The 21341-nt window shown below is 45.8% G+C and carries 16 protein-coding genes; 9 read left to right on the forward strand and 7 right to left on the reverse strand.

Going from position 1 to position 21341, the window contains the following annotated elements; translation table 11 throughout:
- Window positions 1-263 precede the first annotated feature (263 nt).
- On the forward strand, window positions 264-1643 hold the full coding sequence (gene mnmE / locus DSM107010_RS27110; protein WP_127024341.1) for a tRNA uridine-5-carboxymethylaminomethyl(34) synthesis GTPase MnmE: 1380 nt from the start codon (window positions 264-266) through the stop codon (window positions 1641-1643).
- Window positions 1644-1692: 49 nt separating this feature from the next.
- Here mnmE and DSM107010_RS27115 read toward each other — a convergent pair whose 3' ends face one another.
- A complete protein-coding gene (locus tag DSM107010_RS27115) occupies window positions 1693-3228 on the reverse strand; it encodes a SagB/ThcOx family dehydrogenase (protein WP_127024353.1) in 1536 nt (511 codons plus the stop codon).
- Between the two features lie 193 nt (window positions 3229-3421).
- Between DSM107010_RS27115 and surE the strand changes: the two genes are divergently transcribed.
- From surE to cobT, 3 genes are all read left to right on the forward strand, one after another.
- Window positions 3422-4102, forward strand: coding sequence for a 5'/3'-nucleotidase SurE (gene surE, locus DSM107010_RS27120; protein ID WP_106167920.1), 681 nt, complete (start codon window positions 3422-3424; stop codon window positions 4100-4102).
- Between the two features lie 72 nt (window positions 4103-4174).
- Window positions 4175-4873, forward strand: coding sequence for a DUF2232 domain-containing protein (locus tag DSM107010_RS27125; protein ID WP_015154978.1), 699 nt, complete (start codon window positions 4175-4177; stop codon window positions 4871-4873).
- Between the two features lie 8 nt (window positions 4874-4881).
- A complete protein-coding gene (cobT, locus tag DSM107010_RS27130) occupies window positions 4882-5979 on the forward strand; it encodes a nicotinate mononucleotide-dependent phosphoribosyltransferase CobT (protein WP_106167919.1) in 1098 nt (365 codons plus the stop codon).
- A 23-nt stretch (window positions 5980-6002) separates the two neighbouring features.
- Here cobT and DSM107010_RS27135 read toward each other — a convergent pair whose 3' ends face one another.
- The gene (locus DSM107010_RS27135; RefSeq protein ID WP_106167918.1) at window positions 6003-6374 is read right to left on the reverse strand and encodes a hypothetical protein; all 372 of its coding nucleotides are present in this window, start codon (window positions 6372-6374) and stop codon (window positions 6003-6005) included.
- Window positions 6375-7015: 641 nt separating this feature from the next.
- On the opposite strand from DSM107010_RS27135, the gene DSM107010_RS27140 reads away from it, so the two are divergent.
- Window positions 7016-7651 (forward strand): phycobiliprotein lyase, encoded by a 636-nt coding sequence (locus DSM107010_RS27140; RefSeq protein ID WP_106167917.1) that lies wholly within the window; start codon window positions 7016-7018, stop codon window positions 7649-7651.
- Window positions 7652-7655: 4 nt separating this feature from the next.
- Entirely contained in the window at window positions 7656-8822 is a 1167-nt protein-coding gene (locus DSM107010_RS27145) for an extracellular solute-binding protein (protein ID WP_106167916.1), read from the forward strand.
- Window positions 8823-8905: 83 nt separating this feature from the next.
- Here the strand turns inward: DSM107010_RS27145 and folP are convergent, their stop codons facing one another.
- The 5 genes from folP to DSM107010_RS27170 all read right to left on the reverse strand — a co-directional run bounded on the left by folP (window position 8906) and on the right by DSM107010_RS27170 (window position 16702).
- Window positions 8906-9760, reverse strand: a complete 855-nt coding sequence (gene folP, locus DSM107010_RS27150; RefSeq protein WP_106167915.1) for a dihydropteroate synthase — start codon at window positions 9758-9760, stop codon at window positions 8906-8908.
- Window positions 9761-9995: 235 nt separating this feature from the next.
- Window positions 9996-10721, reverse strand: coding sequence for a triose-phosphate isomerase (gene tpiA, locus DSM107010_RS27155; RefSeq protein WP_071925438.1), 726 nt, complete (start codon window positions 10719-10721; stop codon window positions 9996-9998).
- 243 nt (window positions 10722-10964) lie between these two features.
- The gene (locus tag DSM107010_RS27160; RefSeq protein ID WP_127024344.1) at window positions 10965-12338 is read right to left on the reverse strand and encodes a hypothetical protein; all 1374 of its coding nucleotides are present in this window, start codon (window positions 12336-12338) and stop codon (window positions 10965-10967) included.
- Between the two features lie 54 nt (window positions 12339-12392).
- Window positions 12393-14690 (reverse strand): glycosyltransferase family 2 protein, encoded by a 2298-nt coding sequence (locus DSM107010_RS27165; protein ID WP_015154970.1) that lies wholly within the window; start codon window positions 14688-14690, stop codon window positions 12393-12395.
- Entirely contained in the window at window positions 14687-16702 is a 2016-nt protein-coding gene (locus DSM107010_RS27170) for a cellulose biosynthesis cyclic di-GMP-binding regulatory protein BcsB (protein ID WP_127024347.1), read from the reverse strand. Before DSM107010_RS27170 ends, DSM107010_RS27165 begins: the two co-directional genes overlap by 4 nt.
- A gap of 1126 nt (window positions 16703-17828) precedes the next feature.
- Here DSM107010_RS27170 and DSM107010_RS27175 point away from each other — a divergent pair.
- The 3 genes from DSM107010_RS27175 to DSM107010_RS27185 are packed head-to-tail and all read left to right on the forward strand — an operon-like array spanning window position 17829 to window position 21216.
- Window positions 17829-19325 (forward strand): hypothetical protein, encoded by a 1497-nt coding sequence (locus tag DSM107010_RS27175; RefSeq protein WP_106168790.1) that lies wholly within the window; start codon window positions 17829-17831, stop codon window positions 19323-19325.
- Window positions 19322-20407 carry a hypothetical protein gene (locus tag DSM107010_RS27180; protein WP_106168789.1) on the forward strand — a complete coding sequence of 362 codons (1086 nt, stop codon included), beginning with the start codon at window positions 19322-19324 and terminating at the stop codon, window positions 20405-20407. Before DSM107010_RS27175 ends, DSM107010_RS27180 begins: the two co-directional genes overlap by 4 nt.
- The gene (locus DSM107010_RS27185; RefSeq protein WP_015154966.1) at window positions 20392-21216 is read left to right on the forward strand and encodes a hypothetical protein; all 825 of its coding nucleotides are present in this window, start codon (window positions 20392-20394) and stop codon (window positions 21214-21216) included. Before DSM107010_RS27180 ends, DSM107010_RS27185 begins: the two co-directional genes overlap by 16 nt.
- Window positions 21217-21341: the final 125 nt, after the last annotated feature.

Here is a 21341-nt window from a genome sequence, read left to right on the forward strand (position 1 = left end):
CCTGTCGAGACTGACGTAAATCTGAGTCTTGGTTTGTATTCTACCCTGATTTCACGCTCTTTCTTTACAAAGTCCCACTAGAATACATAATTTGGCAATTAAACCCGCCCGTACAGAAGTCAGGAGGGTGTTAAGCCAGCCAATAGCACCGAGCTGGTTGTTGAGACAAAAATGTATTGGTTCTGATTTGATTACAATAAATTTGTAGGGGCGCATAGTTGTGCGCCCCTGTATGTGTTGTCTGTTGCGTGTTACGGCGATAAATGTCTGATTCGATCGCGTCGTCTACTATTGCTGCCATTGCCACTGCGGTAGTACCGCAACAAGGTAGTGTAGGCATTGTCAGGGTCTCGGGAAATGAAGCGATCGCGATCGCTCATCATCTATTTTACGCCCCTGGAAAACAAGCCTGGGAAAGCCACCGCATTCTCTATGGCTACATTCGCCATCCCCAAACACAGCAACTCGTGGATGAGGCGTTATTGCTAATCATGCAGGCTCCACGTTCCTATACCCGAGAGGATGTCGTCGAGTTTCACTGTCATGGTGGAATTATGGCAGTACAGCAGGTATTGCAGTTGTGTTTGGCAGAAGGAGCCAAACTAGCGCAGCCAGGGGAATTTACACTTAGAGCATTTTTAAACGGACGCTTAGACTTAACCCAAGCCGAAAGTATAGCCGATTTGGTCGGGGCGCGATCGCCGCAAGCAGCGCAGACAGCTTTAGCAGGTATACAGGGAAAATTAGCTCACCCAATTCGTCAATTACGAACGAAATGTTTAGATGTCTTAGCAGAAATTGAGGCAAGAATTGACTTTGAGGAGGATTTACCACCATTAGATGAAACACTAGTTCGAGCAGAACTAGCCCAAATTGAGGTAGAAGTCAGCAAAATTCTGGCTACAGCCCATCAAGGCGAATTATTACGCACGGGATTAAAAGTGGCGATTGTCGGTCGTCCGAATGTGGGAAAATCGAGTTTGTTGAATGCTTGGAGTCGTAGCGATCGCGCTATTGTCACCGATTTACCCGGTACGACTCGCGATGTGGTCGAGTCTCAACTCGTCGTGGGAGGAATTCCGATTCAGGTATTAGATACAGCAGGAATTCGCGCCACAGAAGATCGAGTCGAGAAAATGGGAGTCGCGCGATCGCTTTCTAGCGCTCAAGCCGCCGATTTAGTTTTATTGACAATTGATGCGGCGGCGGGATGGACTCAGGCGGATGAGGAAATTTACCTTCAGGTAAAACACCGTCCGTTAATTTTAGTTACTAACAAAATCGATCTGGCGGCGGTTGAAACAGTGAATTATCCAGCCGAAATTAGTCAGGTAGTGACAACGGCTGCTGCTTGCGATCGCGGGATAGATGCTTTAGAGCAAGCAATTTTGGCAAAGGTGCGATCGGGAAAGGTAGATTCTGCCAATCTAGATTTAGCAATTAACCAGCGCCAAGCCGCCGCGCTAATCAGAGCGCAAACTTGCTTAGAACAAGTACGAGAGGCGATCGAACAGCAGTTACCTCTCGATTTTTGGACGATTGACTTACGCGGCGCAATTCAAGCACTAGGAGAAATTACTGGGGAAGAAGTCACGGAGTCAGTGTTAGATCGAATTTTCAGCCAGTTTTGTATTGGAAAATGAATGTAAGAATTCTTCATTTTTGACTTTTAACTTTTAACTTTTATCTTTTTCATCTCGGTCTTCCCAGCGTCGTAATGTAAAGTACGGCTTCGTCACTCGGAATCCCAAGAACTTCGTTAACGCGATCGTCAAAAAAGCCACCGATACCACTTACACCTAAGTTGAGACGAATAGCGGCTAAATTCAGTTTTTGTCCTAAATGTCCTGCATCCATGTGTAGGTAGCGATAAACGCGATCGCCATAGCGTGCTACAGCTTTTTTCAGATCTGCGGTGTGAAAGAGGACGGCGGCTGCATCCCGACCGAGTTCTTGTCCTAAGCAGAGGAAGTGCAATTCGCGTCGAAAGTTTTTAAATCGAATTTGCCGCAATTCTTGGGCTTTTGGTGCGTAGTAGTAGCAACCTTCTTCTAAGCCCGTGACTCCAGATACGGCAATAAATGTTTCAATTAAGCTTAAGTCGAAATAGTCTGGATCGCCATCAAATCCTCGATCGACGTAATGCTGAGGTTGATAGGTGAAATCTAACAAGACCCTTAACTCATCTATTGTGAGTTCAGCACCAGTATAAGCACGAGTGGAGCGACGTTCGAGTATTGTCGTCTCCAACCCGACTAAATTTATTCCCCAATCTATCGGGTTAGTTCTAGTTGAAACTTTCAAACAAAAAGGAAAGTTATATTTATCTTCTAAATGAGCAACTTCCTGTTGCTCCTGGCTTTTGACTACTGGTGCTTCGTCTATTTGCGTTGCTCGATGGCAGTAAGCCAGTAATTCGCCGTCGGGAACTTCGGGATACTCAACTTGGGTAGCAGATGGTAAGGCTGTGCAACTGAGAGGTAATTTGAGAGGTAATTGTTGTACTGCCAAATCTATTAATGGAACGACTGCGATCGCTCCTTCTTGTTCTGGGTCGAGATATAATATTTGGCTGACAGATGCATCAATAAATCCACCAACTAAGTAGGGACGGAAGTTAGTCAAAGCACCAGCCAGTTCAATATTACCTAGCAGGTGTCCTGTATCTAAAAATATGCGACGATAGGCGCGGTCTTGGTAGCGCCAAGCCGAGCGGTAGAATATAGCTGTGGCGATCAGTGCAATTTCGCTACTTTCTAGAGCTGGATGTTGAAAACAGGCTGCTTGCAGGTCGCTCCAAACATCACTTTCCCAAAACTGAGTGAGAGAATGAGCCAGCGGGTTATAGCTGTAAAGTCCGGCTGGAATGAGTGGCGTACCGCGAGAAATTAGATAAACTTCGGCTGGATATAACCCCCCAGCAGAGGGAGCAGAGCGGAGATAGAGCGGCTGCCCCATCATCGTTGGAACTTTGGCGGTGATCCCGTAACTATATAGTAAAAGATGAGACAATCGCTGCCACCAAGCAATTCCTGGAATGACTGCTGAAGCCTCTGCATCTGCTTGTAAGTATGGTTTGAGATCGAAAACCGTACCGATCTTATACTCTTTAAATGGCGACGGTTGCTTCGACCAATCTAACCCCTGACCTTTAGCAGCGATCGTCTCAGGGTCGTATTTCGTGCGTTCGTGGTAGTATTGGGCGATCGATCCGTACTGTTCTGGCATAGCCATCTGGCAGAAGTTTTCCTTTCTTCAATCTTTGCACTCCAAGGGGCGATCGCATTCATTCCTGCATTTTAGTTTAGTTACTGCTCAAAATCGTGGCGATCGCTTTCATCTAACATAGCTATGATGCAGCTATACTAGGCGATCGCTGGCTATTATTCGCAAAAATAAGTATAAATTATAACTTTAGGCTATGACTTTAATTTTAACTAACGACGATGGAATTGACGCGCCAGGAATTCGGGCATTGCAAAAAGCCGTGGCTGGGTACAAAGTCATCGTCGCTGCACCCAGAGATCATTTATCTGGCTGCGGACATCAAGTCACCACAACTCAAGCAATCCACGTTCATCGTCGCAGCGAAAACGAGTATGCGATCGCCGGAACTCCAGCCGATTGTACCCGCATAGCTACAACATATATCTGTCAAGATGTCAAATTCGTGCTTTCCGGGATCAATGCTGGAGGTAACATGGGGGCTGATGTCTACATTTCAGGAACTGTTGCAGCCGTCAGAGAAGCAGCATTTCAAGGAATTCCTGGGGTGGCAGTTTCCCACTACCGCAAAGGCAAACGCAATGTAGATTGGGATACTGCGGTAAGGTGGACGGCGAAAGTCTTAGCCGATCTACTCGATCGTCCGCCAGAACCAGGCACGTTTTGGAACGTAAATTTGCCGCACTTACTACCAGGAGATCCCGATCCAGAAGTGGTGTTTTGCGAACCTTCAACTCAACCGCTCCCAGTCAATTATCGGATTGAAGGCGATCGCTTTTATTATGCCGGGGAATATGCCCAACGCGATCGCGCTCCAGGTACGGATGTCGATGTCTGTTTTTCTGGCAAAATCGCCGTAACCCTATTGAGGCTTTAAGAGTTTTACCCACTTAAGGCTGAACCCATTACAATTCGACCGATTAGACTGGAAGAAGTTTCAGACACGTACATGAGCGATCCCCATTCATTTCAGGAAAACCCATCTAGCGATCTTACGACTTCACAGCAATCGGAGCGATCGCCTGGGAAATCTGCCCCACCACTGGCAATGGTGGAAACAGCTTTTCTTGCGAGTACAGCCAGCTTGATCTATTTCATTAATTTTTATTTTCCCCTCGGTCCCCTGCTGCGGATTTTCTTTGCGATCCCTGTAGCAATCGTCTATTTACGATGGAGTGCGAGGGCGGGATGGATGGCGGCTGGAGTTTCTGGGTTGCTGCTAGCAGTGTTGATGGGTCCAATTCCCAGTTTGCTGTATGTTATGCCCTATGGGGTGATGGGAGTATTATTAGGCGCTGCTTGGCGGCGGCGATCGCCCTGGATCGTCTCAGTTGCTTTAGGAACTCTTTTAGGCGCGATCGGTTTCTTCTTTCGCTTTTGGTTAATGTCGATTTGGTCTGGTCGCGATCTCTGGGTTTATCTAATTGTAGAAGTCACGGAGTTGGCAGAGTGGATTTTTGACAAGCTAGGACTGTTGCTACAACCGAGTATGCTGGTGATTCAAGTCTTAGCGCTAGCACTGGTTTTAGTCAGCAATTTAGTTTATTTATTTGTCGTTCACCTCGTTGCTTGGTTACTCCTCGATCGCCTTGGTAACCCAATTCCCCGTCCGCCCCGTTGGGTACAGGTTTTAATGGACTATGAGTAAGGAGTTAAATGATCCGAATTTACACCCAACTAAAACAGGGGCAAGCGTGGATAGAACGGTATCGGGGTGGTTCTCCCGCGTTTGCTTGTGTTTTGGGATTTACGGCAACAGGCTTAATTACCGGGATCTCGGCAGCTGGTCTGACTCCTGAAGATCGACAATATACGGCGATCGCGGATGCTGAATTTTTAGCACGCGGTCCCCAGCCTCAGCCGCAGAACGCCTTACCTCCCTTGCCTGCGGGGGCTTCTCCTGTGGCGATCTCGCGTGCTGTTGTGGAGAAATTGAATATTCCTCTCTATTTATTTAATGCTGGGTTACCCAAACCGCCAACCGTACCGACAATCGATTTGGGCGGGACTCCTGCCAAGTGTTTGAGTCAAGGGGAGGCGTTGCCACTAGCAACGGTAAAACATTTACTGGAACAAGGTTTAGTTTGGGGAGAACGTCTTGGTAGAAGTTCCCACGACTACCTAATTATTGGCGAGTGTGTCGTGGGTGGAACCACAACGGCACTCGCTATCTTAACTGGTTTGGGTGTTGATGCTGCTGGTAAGGTAAACAGCAGTCATCCGATTTGCAACCATAACCAAAAATGGGAGTTAGTCCAAGCAGGGTTGCAGCGTGCTGGACTGTGGGAACGGATACCTGTAGCAGATCCTGGCGTACTCGTAGCAGCGGTGGGAGACCCGATGCAAATTGTTGTCGCTGGAATGGCGATCGCTGCTAGTCGCACAAAAGGAGTTATCTTAGCTGGTGGTACGCAAATGCTAGCTGTTTATGCCTTAATGCAATCTGTAGTCAAGGCATATCATCTCAAGTGGCATTCTGAAGCTGTTGTTGTAGGAACTACTCGCTGGGTAGCGGAAGATCCGACAGGGAAAACAGTTGAACTCGCTGCCAGTATAGATACTGTAACGCTTTTGTCAACTGAGCTGAGTTTTGTAACTTCCAGATATACTCAACTTCGCGCTTACGAGCAAGGTTACGTAAAAGAAGGTATGGGCGCAGGTGGTTGCGCGATCGCCTCCTCTCTCACAGCTGGCTGGAGTCAGACTCAACTCCTACAAGCGATCGAAGCATTGATGGCAAGAATGAATTACTAAGTCGTAAGTCACTGCTCACTTAATTAGTGAATTCTCCGTGCTAGCAATTGTTCTTCTAAGGCAGCTATCCGATTGTAGGCTGCGGTTAATTGTGCGGTGAGCCGCTGAATTTGAATTTCGGGGGCTAACTCCTTTTCGCCACTGTGGAGATGGGTATCTAACTCGTTGCTATCTAATAGCACGTCTTTGTGTTCCATAGCTAATTTGGAAGCGCTATAGCTGTTATTTCCATAGCGTCCATTAGCTTCTCCCATCACATCTGTTGGCGCTGATGCTGGAGTTAAACGACACTCTGTAAGAGCGGAAGAGACTTGACTGTTGAGTCGATCGACTACCTGATAAAGGGTATCGACTTTATTACTCAAGATCAGGACTTGTTTTTGAAGTGGTTCCATTGAATACCCTCTATGCCTGCCTTTACTGATTCTTATATGCTATGCAACAATTGGGCAAAGTTTACTCTACTTATCAATCATTTAACTTTTGACAAAATTGCTTTTAAAGCGATAACTTTCTCAGAATATTTACACAAAAATAAATACTAATTTGTAGTGTTATTCTCGCTAATGTGTATTTAGTTTAAGCATAAAAGAGGATTTAAGGAGGGCGATCGCTGTCATGCTACATTTTTCTCAATTTCAGCCTCAAATTGTCAATATTCCAGAAAGCTAAAAGTTCGAGGTTTTCTCTGGGTAGAAAGATTAGTGCAGCATGGTAAAAGTAACTGTACAGCTAGCGATGGGTATTTTTTCCTTCTACCTCTACTTCCTGCCCGCTTGAACTAGATTGGCGATCGCGCGATCTTAACCGCTCCACTCAGTAACATTACTTATAAACTACAATATTTCAGGCTTTTGTTGGCGTAGCGATTTATATAATCGACCAAATAATCGACCAAGAAAAAATTCACAATTCATCTAGAGCCAGCACTCACTGTACTCAATGTATTAACTTAGAAGCAATAGTTTAGTCACAAGCATAAATCTTCTATCCAAGGGAAGAGATTGAGAAGGTCACGCATCATACCGAGAAAAAAATGCTAAATTTTCAAGAGTTTTTTACTGTTTGCGTGGGCAAATGGAAAATTGAACGAACTTATCATTATCTACTAGCAGGGCAGGTAGAAAAGTCGTATACCGAATATGATGTATCTACCCTAGAATTAGCGCAAAGACAGCAAATTCTCTCTATTTCTGCCTTAAATGGAATCAAAGTCGATCTAGCAAGAGTTGACGCAAATAGTTCATTACCAGGATTTGCGATCGCCTTTAACACTCGTTCGGAAACTGGGGAAACTCTATCAATGAGCCTGCAAGCTTTATTCGTACCCGATACCTACGTTACTTCAGATACGGTAATTCAGGAAATTCCTCCACCAACAGCCGCCGCAGTTGATTCCACAGCAGAAACGATTCGGGGTTTTTATTTACGAGATGAAGGCTATTCCGAAGCAGGGGCGATCGCCGGACGTTTCACTTACCAATCCACGCGCCAAACTCTAGAAATGACAACCTACTACAAGCGTTCTGTAGCAGTGGATCAGATGCGTATTGTCACCCCCGATTTACGCTTGCGTACCATCATTACCTACCAACGCCCTGCCAATATAGAAGAACCACCTAGTATTATCGATTTGGTTGGTTTCGGGGTGGAACGGAAGCAACCAGCTTAAGGAAATGGATCGTAGGTCGTTTTTATTCGGTACGGGAACGCTATTACTCAGTCAGTTACTCGCAGGGTGTAACACCCAAGAACGAGCCAAACTGCGCGTGCAATTACTCAAAGGTTCGCTTCCCAATCAAGTTTTGCAGAAATTTCGGACAAAGATGCAGCAGACTGCTAGTCTAGAATTCGCCTCAGTGGAACAACTGAGTAGCTTATTCGATCGCCTGCAATCTTGGCAGCAAAACAATCAAAAGCCAATAGAGGAAGATTGGCGATCGCAACTTCCCCTCCCTTCATGGCTTAAACCTCAAAATCCCAACCCTGCCAACTTAGTAACTGTGGGCGACTACTGGCTTGCAGCAGCAATTAGGCAAAATCTAATTCAACCTTTAGATCCGACACAACTATCTCAATGGTCGCAGTTACCGAATCGATGGCAAGAATTAGTTAGGCGTAATCAAGCAGGACAATTTGACGCAAAAGGCAATGTTTGGGCTGCTCCCTACCGTTGGGGTTATACCGTCATTGCTTACAATCGAGATAAATTCCAGTCTTTAAACTGGAAACCGCAAGACTGGGGAGACTTATGGCGAGAAGAACTGCGCGATCGCATTTCCCTACCGAACCATCCCCGGGAAGTTATCGGCTTAACACTCAAATACCTTGGCAAATCGTATAACACGGAAAACCCGAGCCAAGTCCCAGATTTAACCGCCCAGTTGAATCGCCTCCAGCCGCAGGTCAAACTTTACAGTTCGGATACTTATTTGCAGCCATTAATTTTGGGAGATACGTGGTTAGCTGTAGGCTGGTCAAACGACATCATACCTGTGATGCAACGCCACCGTCAGATTGCGGCGATAATTCCGCAGTCTGGAACTTCACTGTGGGCAGATCTCTGGGCAAATCCGATACAGGCAAACAGCGATCGCGCTTTAGAATACCAATTGATTGATTTTTGCTGGCAACCCCAGATTGCTCGACAAATTCTCCTCTTCGGTAGGACAAATTCACCGATTCCCCTCCAGATCGATCCCGACAACATTCAAGCAGAACTACGCCCTCTCCTAGTACCCAATGATAATATTCTGGACAAGAGCGAATTTTTGCGCCCCCTAGATCCAGAAGCAATTCAGCAGTATCAAGCTTTGTGGCAGGGAATGAAAGAGAAATCGTAAAGTCAAAAGTCAAAAGCCGGAAGTCGAGAGCGATAAACGGTAAATGCTCCCTCAGCCCTCTTTTCTCCCTCGCTCCTCGCTCCTCACACCTCACTCCTAAATAAAGCATCAGCCACACGACAAACATCATGCATTTCTTTGACATCGTGGACGCGCACAATATCTGTACCGTTAGCGATCGCCCCGCAACAAGCTGCTGCCGTTCCCCAGACTCGTGCTTTCGGGTCGGGTTGCTCTAAAATATGACCGATAAAACTTTTCCGCGATGCTCCAACTAATATGGGACAATTCAGAGCGCGAAATTCTGACAAACGACGCAGAATTTCGATACTTTGATGGTATTTCTTGGCAAAACCAATCCCAGGATCGATAATAATTCGAGCAGGATCGATCCCAGAAGCGATCGCATTTGCAACGCGACTTTCAAGAAACTGATAGATTTCCCCAATTAAATCCTCGTAATCCGTCAGTTGTTGCATTGTTTGCGGCGTACCGCGCATATGCATGAGGACAATTGGTACGCCCAATTTTGCCACCGTAGCCAGCATTTCTGGGTCAAACACTCCCCCAGAAATATCGTTAACTATATCCGCTCCCGAGGCGATCGCCGCCCTAGCTACAGCCGCTCTAGTCGTATCTACAGAGATCGGCACGGAAATTGCAGGACGCAACAATTGCACCACCGATAGTACCCGCTCTAATTCTTCTGCTACAGAAACTTCTATCGCCCCTGGACGAGTTGACTGCCCGCCAATATCAATAATATCTGCACCCGCTGCTACGAGACGCTGCGCTTGCTCCAAAGCCGCGCTAGGGCGATCGAACTCACCACCATCGCTAAAACTATCAGGCGTGACATTCAGCACCCCCATAATATAAGTACGCTTGCCCCACTCAAAAGAGCGATCGCGAATAACCAAAGAACTTTGGACAACCATTTTCACTTAAAAATTTTTGAGAAGGATCCCCCCTACAAACCACGGAAACCCTTCCTATCTTTGCGCCTTTGCTACGCCAGTCACCTCAACGGGGGGAACCTCCGCACGGTGCTGGCTCGTCTTTGCGCGACATTAATCCAATAATTTTTTGCACGAACGATGGATAAGGGCGGGTTTATTGAAATCTTCGCCTAAAAACAGAGATTTTTGGTGAAACCGCCCCTACAGCACAACACTACTTGTAATTGACGATCCGCGCAAAACCATCTGGCTCCAAACTCGCACCCCCAACCAAAGCACCATCAATTTCTGGCTGTGCCATAATTTCGTCGATGTTGTTGGGTTTCACAGAACCACCGTATTGAATCGGTACATCAGGATTACTCAACTGACTGCGAATTAAACCGATAACGCGATTGGCTTCCTTGGCTTCACAAGTATCTCCCGTACCAATTGCCCAAATTGGTTCGTAGGCAACGATCAAGTTGTGCTGGTCGATATCCACTAAATCTTTTTGCAATTGCATAGAAATCAGGGATTCAGTTTCTCCCGCATCCCGTTGTTGCTTCGATTCACCTACACATAAAATTGGGGTCAGACCGAAACTTTGAGCTGCTTTCAGCCGTAAATTTACCGTTTCATCAGTTTCGCCAAAAAATTGCCGTCGTTCGCTATGTCCAATAACAACATAACGCACGCCAACTTCTAGCAGCATGGGAGCAGAGATTTCACCCGTATAAGCCCCTGACGCTTCCCAATGGACGTTTTGCGCTCCTAGCTGTACTCTCGTACCGTGCATATTCTTCGACATGATGCTTAAGTCCGTAAAAGGAACGCACAACACCACTTCTCTTTCTGGAGGAGTTTCCACCAGGTAAGGTAAAAATCCCAGTAAAAACTCTTGGGATTCTGCCTGGGTCTTGAACATTTTCCAGTTGCCAGCAATAACTATTTTCCGCACGGGCGATCGATCTTTCCTAATGACACTACAAATCGTTTACACCAGTTTACAGTTATCAGTTACCAGTTACCAGTTATCAGCGAACAGGGTGTAGGGTGTGGGGAATTGGTAGTTGGTAATGGGTAATAGGTAATTGGTAGTGGTGCGTGAAGAAGGGGTGTGGGGTGTAAATTTTGAATTTTGAATTTTGAATTTTGAATTCTCCCTTGTCCCCCTTGTCTCCCTTGTCCTCCTTGTCTTCCCCTATACCCTACCTCTCATAGAAACGCTCGAACTTTGGAGTCGATCGCGACTTCCAGGTGGATTGAACTGAGAGACTGATTGGAGAGCCAATAGCGCTTCACCTACGGTGTAAAGGCTAAACTGGTTGATGTTTTGTGCCATAAACTCTACATGATTAACAAAGGGATTGAGGAAGGCATACATGGCTTTTTCTTCCTTCAATTTTGCCGATAACCTAACCAAGCAAGCATATGTAGGAATTTCCGCTTTTTGTGGAATGACTGGTTCTCCGTTGCGCCCGTAATAATATGTATTGAGGTTGGGCATTCGTGCTAAGGCAAAGCGGATGACTCGCTGTCCGACTTCTGGCGCTTCCTCCACGGCTCTCTCTGCTACAGTACAAGTATTCGCTAGCTTCACGACATCATTGGGAGAGAAAATCGCTAGTTGTTTGAGTTCTGGTACTAGGGTCAACACTTCAGGTTGAATGATGTCATACAACAATCCTGAAGGGGTTGCTGCTTCGCGAATTGTGGCGTAAGATTTTTGCGCCACTGACTTTAACTCGCGATCGCCCGTCACTTGAGCGACAATTTTCAATAAATCTGGGTCGTAGCCGACGAGAAAGGAGTTATTGGCAAAGGCGCGGGTTTGCAAGTTAAAATAGTTGCGGATTAACCATTTATCGTGGTCTATTTGAGCGTGACGGGTATATCCTTGCAAAATCGACATTGCCAGTTGGCGATCTGTTTCATCTCCTAATGTTTGGCTACCCAGCCACAAACTTTCTGCCAGGCGTAAAGCTTCTGTCGTTCCCGATGCATCAGCAGGCGCACCATCGCGATAACGCCAAAGCACAAATCCTTTCGTGTAAGGGTCTGATTTTTTATCGATTATCAAGTTACGAGTTGCAAAATCCCGCAAGGGAAGATACAGTCTAGAGTCTTTTTTTCCAGCTGCATAGTAGAGGATTTGGCTCAAGTCTACTGTATAGACATAGCCATCAGGTCTTGCTCCTTGTGCTTTTGCCATCAGCACTTGCAACTGTTGGTAAAGTCGCCCTTCTAGCTGTTGGAGTACTTGCCTATCTACTGGAGTTGTCTTTACCGTTCTGGGGATCGCAGCAGTGGTTGACGTAGCAGTTTGAGTGATGTCTTCTACTGTTTTTGTATTGTTGATAACGACTTCAGGCGACTGGAAAGCACAACCTGAAAGTATTGTTAGCAAAGATCCAATTATCCCCGTCAAGAGGGGACGATAAGGAGACAATGCGGAGAAGAGAGTTGAGGAGGCTGAGGCGGAAAAATTATTTTCGACTCCCGACTCCCGACTTCCAACTCCCGATTTCCAAACCTTATTTAAACCAATTTTATTAACCTTTTTATGTTTTATCATAGTCAGCTAGCGCGATCGCCTTCCTCTAATTTTGGCAAAGATTGGGCGAGCCGATTACTCGGAGAATTGTAAATATGTTTTGGTAAATTTACTAAGTCCATGAATAGTTTTTTCCCAATAATAAGGTTTGGCGAACAATTGCCATAAAGCCAGATAAGCGGCTATGGAATGGAACTGCCAATATAAAGGATTGAGCAACGCATACAATAAAAGTTTATAGTAGCGTCGCCTAAATACTGCAATCATATTCAAATATATACCTAAAGCATTGCTAATACTAAGATTAAATAAAGAAATATATAAAACCCACCCAGGAATTAAATTTTCTAACCAATAAGCACGGGTGGCAAGCCAGTAAATCAACAATACCCACAAGATCGGACTAATTAGAAAAATCAGCACCGTGCCTCCAATTAAAAATTGGTAGGCAAGCCAGCTTTTTAAGCCTAGTTTCCGTAGCGATTTAAGGGGGGCGCGATTGTGGACTAACCATGTTTGCATGTAGCCTTTAATCCAGCGCGATCGCTGCCGAACCCAGTTTTTAAATTCGCAGTTGGCTTCCTCATAAGTCGTGGAGTTAATCACCCCTACCGTATATCCCCGCTTGCTGGCACGAATTCCGAGATCTGCATCTTCGGTGACGTTAAAAGGGTCCCAACCACCTAATTCTCGCAGGCGATCGGTACGAAAATGATTGCTCGTTCCTCCCAGGGGGATCGGTAGCCCTAAAGTTTCTAATCCTGGTAATAGATAGTCAAACCAATAGGAATATTCTAAGGTAAACATCCGCGTCAAAAAATTTTCATCGCGGTTATAGTAATTGAGCGCAGCTTGGACGCAAACTAAATCCGGCGAGCCATTTCTAAAGGCATAAATTGCTTTTTTGAGTTGGTCGGGATCGGGAATATCTTCAGCATCGTAAATAGTTAAATATTCTCCTCTGGCGAAGGAAAGACCGTAGTTACAAGCTTTCGGCTTGGTTTTTGGATGGCTATCGGGAATGTAAATAAAACGAATATAGCGTGGCGGATTAGCAGCTTGGGCGGCGTTAATTGTGGCTAAATCCTTTTCTTCTAACAAGAGTAGAACATCGAGCTTTTCGTGCGGATAGTCGAGTTTACTGAGGGCATCAATTAAAATTGGTGTCACCTCTGGTTCGTTATAAACTGGGACTAAAACAGTGTATGTGGGCAAAGTTTGCTCGTCGATCGAATTCACTTCTACTTTAGTAATTTGGTGAGTGCGATCGGCGGCTCCAATTAAACTCAAAATCAATTTGAACATCACCGCACCGCCAAAGAAAATATTCAAGGCGGCGATTAAAAATGCTAGCGTATGCCACCAGTCAAATGCCAAACCCCATAAAACTATGGCAAATAAAATATAGCCAACAGCAATTTGAGCGGGGGTAAAAACCCTTGCCGCAGAGTCTTTTGGCGATCGCGCCATGAGTTGGTAAATGGCACGGCGGCTGAATTCTTGACGATAACAGGTATCGAGCATTCGCGTAATGTCATTCTCTGTCCCCAACACTTTAACCAGTTCCACCCCAGGAAATTGAGCGTAGATCGCAGCTTCTACAACTAAATCGAAGGGGTCATGCACCAAAACCATGAGGGCGTGCGGTTTAACCCAAGCCAAGGGGATGAAGCGATCGCCCATCATCACTTGCGGGTCAAAGCGGTGCATGAGTTTTAAGTCGATTTGCCTAATTCCCGCCCCGGCTAAGCGAGAAAAAATGCTCAAACCTGTTAGCAGAGAAAGGACTTCTACATAGTCAATCGGTCGCAAATAATTCAAGCGCGGCAGAATTTCTCCCAATGGCGATCCGGTACGCTGTTGAATCGCTTGGGCTTCCTGCCATTGTGCTACCGTCAATCTACCCTTGTCGAGTAGTTCCGCAGCCAGGTTTTCCTCAAATACCAAGCTGAAAATTTGGTTTTCGGTAGCGAGAACTTCGTAAATTTTGACCTGCGACCAATGGCTGCGGATCGCTTGCCTAATCGCAATATTATTCGGTTCTTCTACGGCTACCACTAGGGTATTGCTGTCTTGCCAAGCGCAGGGAAAAAAACCTAACTCCCGCAAGTACGCTGGCTCAAAAGTTTTGGCAATGCTAAAGTCGAGGACGCTGCCAGAGACGACTAACCAATCTGTGAGTAAGATGTGTCCGCTAATAGTGCCGATCAGGTGCAAAAACTCTGCCTGTGTCAGAAAATTCAAGCTCCATAAGGCTTTACCTAAAGAACAAGAAATTTTTGCTTGTAAATCGATCGCCTTTTGTAATTGTTCCGAGGTCAGACAACCCGACTCTAGAAGTTTAGCCTCAATTTGGGGTTGAAAATCCCTCATAGTTTTTTAGCTTTTTCAACTGGATTAGCGGCTGTAGCTGTAGCACCAGGCGATCGCCCGACGCGCTGATAAATTCGCCAAGCAACGAATCCCCCCAAGATCAAACCGACTACAATTAAAGGGTTGACGTAACGCTGCCAGAAGATTTGCCAGCTTCTCGCCCCTGGGTAGTTAACTTGCAGAGTGCGATCGCCCAAATCCCAAATTTGGACTCGTCGCGAGTCGGTGGCGGTGACGACGTTACCATCTAACTGGCTGGCTAACAAAGTGCGCGGGTCGCCCAAAGCTTGTCCTAACTGTTCTGCCATCGCTGGCTCTAGCCCCCACCAACTCAACCACAGGGTAGGTGTATTTTGATAGTTAAAATATTGGAGAATTCCAAACGGATCTGTAGGTTGAGCTTGCAGTAACAGCTTTTGATTGACGGGGTTGAAAATTTCAAACGTGCCTTCATTCAGCCGTACTGGTGCTGGGAGAGCGTGAGTTTGAGGCGCGATCGCCATGAGTCTCCACGTTGGGGGTCTGTCGAGTTGATCTTTGGGTAAATTCGACCAATCTCGAACAGATGCCGCATCTACCAGTTGAGGAAACACGGGTTGCTGCCCCAAGCGACTAATCGCTCCTAATAGATAAGCTGTTGCGGCTAGTAATGAGGGTCTAGAAGTATCGATAACTAACTGTCCCGGTTGCAAAAACACATGGGGTAAATCGCTTAAAGTCCCTGTCGGACCTTGGTAGCCGCTCCAACTCAAAAACGACTCCCGATCGAGTTGAACGATCACTTCACCCGTGGGTTTGTTTGCTCCACCGCCTTCGTTGGGAGCGTAGGCAAACATCACCTCTAGATTATTCGTCCGCTGTAGTAGGTTAGTCGGCAAAGCCAGGGTTGTTTTTAGAACGGTCTTATCTTGAAGATTGTAAGACTGGATTAAGGTATTGTTAAGGTAAACTTGCGCGGTGAGGCGCTCTCCCTGCTGTCCGTAGGTAGGGGTAAAAGTGGCATTCAAGGCGAGATCTAAATTTTGCGGTCTTCCCCCCAGTTGAGCTAAATCGAATTGCAAGGGCATTGATTGCGTTCCCGCAGACATGCGGATGACGCTGTTGCGAACGCCAAGTTCTTGAAACGAACGGCTTTGGATATTGGCTCTCGGTCTAAAGGTATCGACGCTCTCTAGCGTTAAACCCCGCCCTACTAAAGCTGGCTGATAGAAATCTGCGGCTAGAGACTGTACGGCTCTGGGATTTGCCCGCACCCGCAATACAGTTCCCCGTCGCTCCACATCAGGACCGTTCGGGTCGTTGTGTAGCACAACTTGCGCTGAACCAGGCGTAGCGGGAGCTGTACCCCAACGCCAGAGGATCGGAATTTGATATTCGCGAAACTGGTAGGCTAAAACGCTGTACAGCCACAAGGCAACTTCGGCGCGATCGCGATTCAGCTGGTTGGGAACGACGAGATCGATTTGCTTGTAGAAAGACTTGAAGAAGCCATCAATACTATTATCGGTATACTGTGGCGTAATTTGGAAAAAACTATCTTTATTGACTTTTAAAAATAGATTACCTGTAGGTATATCTCGGCGGGTATCGTTAGTGATGAATAAATAGGGCTGGATCGATACATTAATATACGATTCTCCGGCAGGCAGAGGTGGTATAGGTAGCTTGACAACCGGATTTGCTAGCAGCGATTTGACAGAAATAACTTTCATCGGCTCGCCATAGACGAGCAACCGCACGGAAGAATTCTCGTTGAGTACCGATGAGGGTTCCAGCTTTAGCTCCATGAAACTCTTACTAGGGTCAAGTCCACCTCTAGGCGCGGGAACGCTGATTTCAACTGCTGGATTGACTCCGCTCAGGACGATGGAACGATTATAACCGAGCGTTTTTAGGGAAATGACTTCTGCTGATTGAGCTAGCACGGTAGGAGTAACTCCCAAACACAAGCACAAAGGCGCGATCGCGCTTAGCCCTAATTCGATCGCAGTGCGGCTATTTTTCCTATTCAAGACTTTTCTCCTATCGGTCGCACAATCTCTCACAAAATTTTTAATCTTCGCTAATTTTCGATCGGTTGGCACGATCGCCTGTTGATTTTTTGTATGTTTTACCAGCTAAGAAACACTACTCATAATGGCTTGTCTCAATCGACATAAAGTTATATAAAAATAATTCTAATAAGTTGGACAAGTGGCTTATAATATGGGTCTGCAACAGATTAACAAGCAATTCAGCTATTAAATAATAAATAGGCAGTCAAAGCAACTACCCAAATATAACAATCTCACTGCGTTTGCCTCGACCGAGCGATCGCCTTCCTTGGCTCTGTACGATAGGGTACGCATAATAGTCTGAGCGTAGGCTATGGGTCTGCATAAATCTGGGTTTGTCTATCTGTGGGTTTGTCTAACAAAGTCTTCAATTAATTCTTCTGACTCCTGACTCCTGGTTGTCAAAATCTAACAGGCAACATAGATTGAGATAACAAGGTAGATTGCTATGTAACTTTTAATTGGTTGATTGTAAAAACATCACTGACAATTATAGTTCCGATTTTGTTTCCAGTTTTCCAGTTTTAAGACCGAGCGACCGCTTCACCTTTAGCCTAGATCGAGCTACAAATATTCGCTCGATAGAGTATAAATAACTACTCAAGGTATGGTATAAATAAAAACAGTGACTCAAAGATATGGGCAATAAATTATGTCACATTTCTAGTTAGGAGCTTTGCCTGAGTCCATATATACGTAGAGTATATGCATGAACGTGCAGCATATGAAAAAACATAACTACTTAATACATGCAGGCTGGAGCAAATGGCAACAGTTAGATCGAGTATATCGAGAAAAAAGTAGGTGGCAAGTCAATAGCAGATGGATCGATCCTGCTGCCTCCTGCACGAACAGAGGAATCATGAGAAGGGAAGGTCTGAGTCTTGCCATCAGAATTTCCAATCCGATCTCTGGGAATTCAAGGTAAGTAGAAGCCCGCTCCGATTGTATCTCCTTGCTCTGCGCTTGCTGCACGAGTTGCAACAAGAACCAATAGTTTCATTAGCACGGTCAAATGAATTGGACGCGAGATAGCCGCGACCGATTAACGTAAATAAATGAACTATCTTTGGTCAATTCCGACATGCCTAATCTTTTGAAAGGGCTAAGTGCAGGGGCAATTGCTCTGATCGGGCTGGGTCTGATTTTGGCTTGGCTAGATATGAGTGGCTTTTCTAACTACGACACAGAGTTTCTGGGAGCAAAAGCACTGCAAGCCCTCAATGGAGCTGAACCCCGATATCGGGCGATCGTGTCCATTTTTCCGCCGTTACTGGTCTATTCCACGTTGATTGTTGGCTCGGCGATTACCTTGCAAGCCTTGCTAGGGGCGATCGCAGTCGGGTTAATTGTCTGGCAGATGGGCAATATTGCCGTTCCTGCGATTTGGCGTAGCGTTTGGACTGTCTTAATTGTCTTGAACCCCGCTTTTAGCTTAATGCTACTGCGAAGTCCAGTTTGGGTTGCCGTGACGATTTTCTTGATGCTGCTGATGGCAGTGCTATGGATGTTGGCGAAAGGGCAAGAAATACCATCGCTACCGACTACCTTACTCTTAGTTCTATTAGGACTGGGATTAGCGCCCCTAATGCTACTGCGTTACGAAGCGTGGCTAATTTTACCCGCAGTCGCCTTAATCGTTCTGCTGTTATTTCCTACCGAAGCTTGGGATTTTAAAGTAACGGCAATCTTAGTCACCCTATTCATGAGCCTCGTCCTGATTGCGACGTGGTTGTATATGAACTGGATGTTTACTGGAGATGCCTACTATTTTCTCAACAGCCATTACAGCGGGATGAGATTAGCAGAAACTAAAATCTTCTTGCAACAAGAGGATTTTTTGAATAGTTGGTGGCAGAGCTTCGCTTGGCTAGTACAAGTCGTGCCTGTATATTTAGCGATCGCGGGTTGGACGATCTGGAAATCGAAACAAAAGCTGTTATTTACAGCAATTTTGCTATTGCCAGTCATGCTTTTAGTAGCTGGATTTTTTCAGGGAGCCTTTATGGCAGAGGTCAGCCGCTTTGGAGTTTTCTTAGGAATTCTACCAGCGATCGTCCAAATCCAAACTCCAACTCAACTCTGGCAGCGTTCCTTGCTGACAGCAGCTTTAGTCGCCAATTTGGCGATCGGTGCGTCTTTCTTACAACAAGATCGGGTCATACCAGAAGAAGCTATTTTCTGGCGACAGATCTCTCGTCAAGAACATTTGACTACAATTCCAGTACAACAATGGCTGCAACAAAAACAGGCACAAAGACAAATTGCTGAGGTGTTGTACAAAAAACTTTTACCAGGTCAAAAAGTATTGCTTGACGATGCAGTTAACTTTCCAGTGATTTACATGCTCAATGATGCTAGCTACTTTATATTGCCCTATCAAAACGAGTTTTTCTTGGCTTTACAACAACCAGATTTGCTGACAGATTATATTTTGATTCCAGGGGTGCAGACTCGCGGTAGCGAGCAAGACCGGATTTTATCTTATTGGCCTCAACTAACTGAAAGCACACTGCAAGATTTTCAGGAGGTATTTGGCAACCCACACTATAAGCTTCTGCAACGCCTTAGCCCACCATGAACCGCTATTCTCGTCGTCAATATTTGCAAGGTTTGTTTGCCACTTCGATGCTGCTAACATTTTGCGATCGCCGTTTTGCTGGCAAAGAGCCAGTATTGCAAGCAGGCAACGCTACCCGTTGGCATCTTGGTGTTGGAGCAGATCCGGCTCAACTCATAGGAGAGATTAAAGCAAACCCCGCCGTGCGAGAATTAGTTCAAGCTTGGTCGCCCGATTTTCTCACTGGGTGGCTCAACTGTGTTAATGGGAAACAAGGCGATTTGAGTTTCTGGCGAATTTGGCATCGTCAAGGGTTGCTATCAGCTTGGTTTTCTGCTGGTTACAGCTTGCAAGTCATTACCTGGGAAGATGATACTAAACTACCTACGGGAGACTATCACATCTCCCAGCAATACTTAGAAGACTTGGAAGAATTAGCTGGATACATTCGTAAAGCCAATCCTAAAGGCAGACAAACCTACTGGACGCTAGCAACTGAATTTTCCTACTGGCGCGTACCCGCAGATACGTATAACGCCCAAACCGAAAAATACTACCAAAAACTGATGCAAAATCTTTTGCAGGCGAGGGCAATTATTAAGCGTCAGTTGCCTAGTGCGTGGGTAGCTCCCAGTTGGGGTGGATGGATTGTGACGTTTGATTTTCCTAACAAGGGTAGCGGTAGAAGCATGATTCCCCCTTTTGCCCAGATGATGCAGCAAATGGATGGTGTTGCTTTTCAATCGATGCGACCCAGACCAGCAGGGGAATTTAACCCAGAAATTCAGCGTCCAGACCCAGGCAACCCCGAACAAATTCGCCAGTGTTGCGAAATTTTTTCCAAATACCGCAAATCCTTGATGGTGTCGCACTACGAGCCTTCAATTAAAGAATTTCATCCCAATGGGGGTCGTGCCGATACGGTGACGCGAGACTTTGCGATCATGGCACAACCGAGTTGGGTAAAAACAGTTTCTGACATGGGACTAGATAAGTTTTCTTTAATGCACTACGGTTTGTACAAGAATAATCCCTATAATGCCCTAGATGCCGCAAAGACTTTTAAAGGAGTCATACAGGAGGGAGAATGGGCTTTAGGGTAAAGCACCTCAAAGGAGCGATCGCTACAGTGTTACTCAGCGGAGTATGCGCGATCGCAGAATCATTGCCAAGTTTAGCAGGGGGATTTACTCAACCAAAAAACTTCAACTTCACTTCCCTCAGCTATAGCAATTTCGATACCGACACTTTTCACAAACAAGAAATTCAGTTTTATCTAGAACATGGTTTACAAGACAATTTGACCTTTATTTTCAAATCACCCTTTGCTTGGTCGAAAAATGACGACAGAGGCGGAGATGAAAATTCAGGCTTTGCACCTCAAGAAACTGGTATTCGCTGGCGCTTCAACCGCGATCCCTACTGGGCAACAGCCTTACAAGCTAATATCATCGTGCCTTTAGGTTACGATGCTGACGACGATCCTTCCGGGGCGGGGAATCAAGATGTTGGCTTAGAAGTGAGTTTACCCGTCAGCCGAGGCTTTCAAGTTGGCAAACAGCGTTTTGGTTATGGAACTGTAGAAGTCGGCTATCGCGATTATTTTGGCTCGTCTAGCGATGAGTTGCGTCTCACTGGAGAACTCAGCGTCGATATATTGCGTCGGTTCGCCCTCGCAACCCAATTTTACGGGATTTATCGCTTGCGAGAATCAGATAACGAAGATTTTTCCAAAATCGGCGGACAGATGCGTTGGGGTGCAAATGACAATTTAACTTTGTCTGTAGGTGGTTTTAAAAACTTAACTGAATTTGGTGGCAGTTTTGAAGCTCAAATTTGGTATACATTCGGAGCTGGGAAAAAGGCAGAATCAGAAACACCTGCGCCCCCTACAGAACCAAAATCACCGTGAAGAAAGTCAAAAGTTGAAAGTCAAAAGTCAAAACGTTATCGTATTGATGCAACAAACGGTTAAATTAATTTTGGTGGAGCGATCGCTTATGAAATTAAGCTAGTTAACCCGATACTCTAACTCAG

It is taken from the genome of Chroococcidiopsis cubana SAG 39.79 (genome assembly GCF_003991895.1).
In the GTDB taxonomy this organism is placed as follows: Bacteria; Cyanobacteriota; Cyanobacteriia; order Cyanobacteriales; family Chroococcidiopsidaceae; genus Chroococcidiopsis; species Chroococcidiopsis thermalis.

What these genes read in the sequence shown, in the direction of transcription:
- DSM107010_RS27175 (WP_106168790.1), top strand. Translation starts at nt 17,829, where the DNA reads ATGCCTAATCTTTTGAAAGGGCTAAGTGCAGGGGCAATTGCTCTGATC.
- DSM107010_RS27140 (WP_106167917.1), top strand. Translation starts at nt 7,016, where the DNA reads ATGCTAAATTTTCAAGAGTTTTTTACTGTTTGCGTGGGCAAATGGAAA.
- DSM107010_RS27135 (WP_106167918.1), bottom strand. Translation starts at nt 6,374, where the DNA reads ATGGAACCACTTCAAAAACAAGTCCTGATCTTGAGTAATAAAGTCGAT.
- DSM107010_RS27185 (WP_015154966.1), top strand. Translation starts at nt 20,392, where the DNA reads ATGGGCTTTAGGGTAAAGCACCTCAAAGGAGCGATCGCTACAGTGTTA.
- DSM107010_RS27115 (WP_127024353.1), bottom strand. Translation starts at nt 3,228, where the DNA reads ATGCCAGAACAGTACGGATCGATCGCCCAATACTACCACGAACGCACG.
- DSM107010_RS27160 (WP_127024344.1), bottom strand. Translation starts at nt 12,338, where the DNA reads ATGATAAAACATAAAAAGGTTAATAAAATTGGTTTAAATAAGGTTTGG.
- mnmE (WP_127024341.1), top strand. Translation starts at nt 264, where the DNA reads ATGTCTGATTCGATCGCGTCGTCTACTATTGCTGCCATTGCCACTGCG.
- DSM107010_RS27165 (WP_015154970.1), bottom strand. Translation starts at nt 14,690, where the DNA reads ATGAGGGATTTTCAACCCCAAATTGAGGCTAAACTTCTAGAGTCGGGT.
- folP (WP_106167915.1), bottom strand. Translation starts at nt 9,760, where the DNA reads ATGGTTGTCCAAAGTTCTTTGGTTATTCGCGATCGCTCTTTTGAGTGG.
- surE (WP_106167920.1), top strand. Translation starts at nt 3,422, where the DNA reads ATGACTTTAATTTTAACTAACGACGATGGAATTGACGCGCCAGGAATT.
- DSM107010_RS27180 (WP_106168789.1), top strand. Translation starts at nt 19,322, where the DNA reads ATGAACCGCTATTCTCGTCGTCAATATTTGCAAGGTTTGTTTGCCACT.
- DSM107010_RS27125 (WP_015154978.1), top strand. Translation starts at nt 4,175, where the DNA reads ATGAGCGATCCCCATTCATTTCAGGAAAACCCATCTAGCGATCTTACG.
- cobT (WP_106167919.1), top strand. Translation starts at nt 4,882, where the DNA reads ATGATCCGAATTTACACCCAACTAAAACAGGGGCAAGCGTGGATAGAA.
- DSM107010_RS27145 (WP_106167916.1), top strand. Translation starts at nt 7,656, where the DNA reads ATGGATCGTAGGTCGTTTTTATTCGGTACGGGAACGCTATTACTCAGT.